The sequence below is a fragment of the uncultured Agitococcus sp. genome (assembly GCF_937920075.1).
Taxonomy (GTDB): domain Bacteria; phylum Pseudomonadota; class Gammaproteobacteria; order Pseudomonadales; family Moraxellaceae; genus Agitococcus.
This window is the reverse complement of record NZ_CALETI010000145.1, coordinates 1-2854: the sequence shown is the minus strand read 5'-3', so window position 1 is coordinate 2854 and position 2854 is coordinate 1. Positions and strand designations below refer to the sequence as shown.

The following is a 2854-nucleotide window of genomic DNA, read 5'->3' as shown; positions in this document are numbered from 1 at the left end:
GTTTATGGGCAAGCGAGGCAGCAACCGCGCTATTCGAGCAACTCATCGACCTTTTAATTGAGGTCGGGGGGTTTCAGGGTTCGGCCTACGTTATTGTTGACAACTATCTAATCAATGGGCAGTTCGTTTGCCGCGAACACGACCTTTTTGACGGTAGTTGGGAGGATTTTTGTGAGGCTAACGGTGTCATCTACAACGATGACTATTGCTGCACTCATCTAGGGTTCTAAGCTGAGCGTCTTCCTCCTCCCAAGCGGATATTGGGCAGCCGATGTCCGCTTAAACTTAAATGGTCTTACAACCACGTTTCGCGTTGAGTCATCGTGCCGCCAATGGGCAATGAAAATGGCGATGCAACGCGCTTTTCAAATCTTATCGGCGGTTTCTTGACTCTCTGGAGTTTTCCGCCTCTTTTTGGAGATTTTTTAAAATGACTGTTAAAACCCCTTGCCCTCGCGCAATCGCTCACCTTCAACAACTGCTTGAAGGTAAAAAAATATACTTAACGCTTATGTCTGTCTCCTCGACAGGTATGAGCCGTAAGTTCAAATGCCTCGCCGTTAACAACGGCGACATCGTTAACATCGGCTACGATGTCGCCCACGCCTTAGCTTATCGTTATGACGATGACCATAACGTAATTATTAAGGGATGCAATATGGATATGGCGTTCGCCCTTACCTATAACTTAAGCTGCGCGTTGTTTGATGACGGCTATAAGCTAAAGCACAGCACAATTTAATTGAGTTTTCAGGGGAGTTTCTCTTGAGGCTTCCCTCCCTTTTTGGAGCATTCCGCTTCTTTATTTCGGAGATTTTAAAATGTCAAAACGCGATTCCCGTGTTTTCTACAGCATGGCCGACCATGCTGAGGTACTCAAAGCTGTACCAACAGCTAAGTGGACACAACACCAAATTTGGTTAATTACCCACTTCCAAGAAAGACTCAACACGGCGTTTGAATACGCCTTAACTATGGCCAGTGTAAAAGCTGATTTGACGGCAGAGCAACGCGCTGTGTTAGTCGAGGTTTTTGAGAAAAATCTAGTCTGAGGCGTTCGCGCCTCTTAGGAGTTTTTTGACTCGGTTAAAAGAGTATCAGCAAAACGGTGGCGGTCGTTACCGCTTAAAGACAGTTAAGGTTTAAGGTTTTTTCGGGAGCATTCCGCTCCCTTTTCTATCGGAGCATTCCGCTCCCTTCTATAGAGGTATTACAAAATGTCTAACGATATTATCAAAACTTTTGAAAATGACACAATTCGTGTCGAAGTTGTAACTGATTACGAAAGCTATGGTTACGATTCCCCCCTAGAACACAGTGGCGTTGAGTACCACCTAGATGGTGGTCGTTACTTTCACATGAAAAGTGACGCTTTTGAGGAGAAAAACCCTGACTACTGGTATTACCCTGTGTTCGCTTATATTCATAGTGGTGTGGTCTTTTCCTTATCTCCTTTCAGTTGCCGTTGGGATAGCGGTTGCTGTGGGTATTTTGCGGTCAAACGCCCAAGTAAGGGCGGTGAGTGGAAAACGCAGAAGGCTTTCTTAAAATACGCTGTAGGTTTAATCAAAGACCTCAACCTCCACGTCTCAGGTGACTATTACGGGATTAAGGCGAGCGAATTAGTTGATGGGGAATGGGAAGAGGTTGACGCTTGCTGGGGTTATCTCGGTCGAGAGTATGCTGAAGCTGAAGCCAAGTCTCAATTTGATTGGTGGGTAGCTAACACACCCAAGCAACTTTCTTTAGTTTAATCCGAGGCGTTCGCGCCTCTTTTGGAGTTTTTTTAAAATGCTTTACTACTCTGTTTCAAAAGGCAATTCAAAAACAGGGTCAATGCTACTTGTGCGCTCGCCTCGCAGCACTTGCCCTGATGCTTGTTCCCTTAAAAACAACGGCTGTTATGCCGAAAATTTCCCAATGAGCCTCGCTTGGAACAAACAAGACACGCAAGGTATCTCATGGGAATCCGCAATGACGCTTGTAAAAGCGTTGCCAAAATCAACGCTTTGGCGACTGTTTGAGGCAGGGGATTTTGAGAGCAACGATGGTGTTCACATTTCTGAACAGCAGGTTATTTCCCTGCTAACCGCTAATCGTGGTAAACGCGGTTTCGGTTTTACCCACTACCCTGTTAAGAAGAATGTCGGAATATTAGCTTTTATCAACGACAACGGCTTCACCATTAATGTCTCCGCTAACAACATGGATGAGGCAATCTATGCCTTTACACTTGGTTTGCCGACAACAGTGGTAGTGCCAAAGGCGTTTCCGAAAAAAGGGTGGGTTGATGGTGTTCGCATTGTCGTCTGCCCTGCCCAAACCATTAAAGATGTAACTTGCTCACGCTGTAAAATTTGCCAGCACCGTGATCGAGATTACATTATCGGTTTCCGCGCTCATGGTGCAAAAGCGCGGATTGTTCCGACTATTACTTTATGAGGCGTTCGCGCCTCTTTTCTTGGAGTTTTTAAAATGTTAAAACCAACTTTAACTTTATTTGTATCTGCTTTCTCATTCTTGGCTGAAGCTGAAGATTATGACGTTTGGGCAGGAGATGTTTTTGACCATATAGACACTTACTTAGGTATTCCTTTACATCAAGCCTTAGCCTCAATTCCCAATGAAGAGGTTCGTTCTTATTGGGAAGACGCTTGCCCTAGTTTCGGCTTTTCAATTAACGGGGCTGCTTTCATCCGTATTGGGGAGTTGAATTATCACTCATCGGAGTTAATCCCAATCACTTATGGACACCCTTTGTACGGGTCTTACGACTATATTGTAGAGATTGAGAAAGACTTTATGTTTGCCATACGTTTGGATACAGCGACTATCGACATCCTTGTTTGGACTG

The 2854-nt window shown here is 44.9% G+C and carries 6 protein-coding genes; all 6 read left to right on the top strand.

What is annotated here, in order from left to right:
* On the top strand, positions 1-230 hold a 230-nt coding region (locus Q0212_RS05490; protein WP_297923377.1), incomplete at its 5' end, for a hypothetical protein.
* A 200-nt stretch (positions 231-430) separates the two neighbouring features.
* Positions 431-742 (top strand): hypothetical protein, encoded by a 312-nt coding sequence (locus Q0212_RS05485; RefSeq protein WP_297923374.1) that lies wholly within the window; start codon positions 431-433, stop codon positions 740-742.
* Between the two features lie 79 nt (positions 743-821).
* Complete coding sequence (locus tag Q0212_RS05480; RefSeq protein WP_297923371.1) at positions 822-1052, top strand: hypothetical protein; 231 nt, start codon at positions 822-824, stop codon at positions 1050-1052.
* Between the two features lie 165 nt (positions 1053-1217).
* Positions 1218-1754, top strand: coding sequence for a hypothetical protein (locus Q0212_RS05475; protein ID WP_297923369.1), 537 nt, complete (start codon positions 1218-1220; stop codon positions 1752-1754).
* 37 nt (positions 1755-1791) lie between these two features.
* Positions 1792-2442 carry a hypothetical protein gene (locus tag Q0212_RS05470; RefSeq protein WP_297923366.1) on the top strand — a complete coding sequence of 217 codons (651 nt, stop codon included), beginning with the start codon at positions 1792-1794 and terminating at the stop codon, positions 2440-2442.
* 33 nt (positions 2443-2475) lie between these two features.
* On the top strand, positions 2476-2854 hold a 379-nt coding region (locus Q0212_RS05465; protein WP_297923361.1), incomplete at its 3' end, for a hypothetical protein.

Coding starts and splice junctions, on each gene's coding strand:
- Q0212_RS05475 (WP_297923369.1), top strand. CDS start 1,218: ATGTCTAACGATATTATCAAAACTTTTGAAAATGACACAATTCGTGTC.
- Q0212_RS05485 (WP_297923374.1), top strand. CDS start 431: ATGACTGTTAAAACCCCTTGCCCTCGCGCAATCGCTCACCTTCAACAA.
- Q0212_RS05470 (WP_297923366.1), top strand. CDS start 1,792: ATGCTTTACTACTCTGTTTCAAAAGGCAATTCAAAAACAGGGTCAATG.
- Q0212_RS05480 (WP_297923371.1), top strand. CDS start 822: ATGTCAAAACGCGATTCCCGTGTTTTCTACAGCATGGCCGACCATGCT.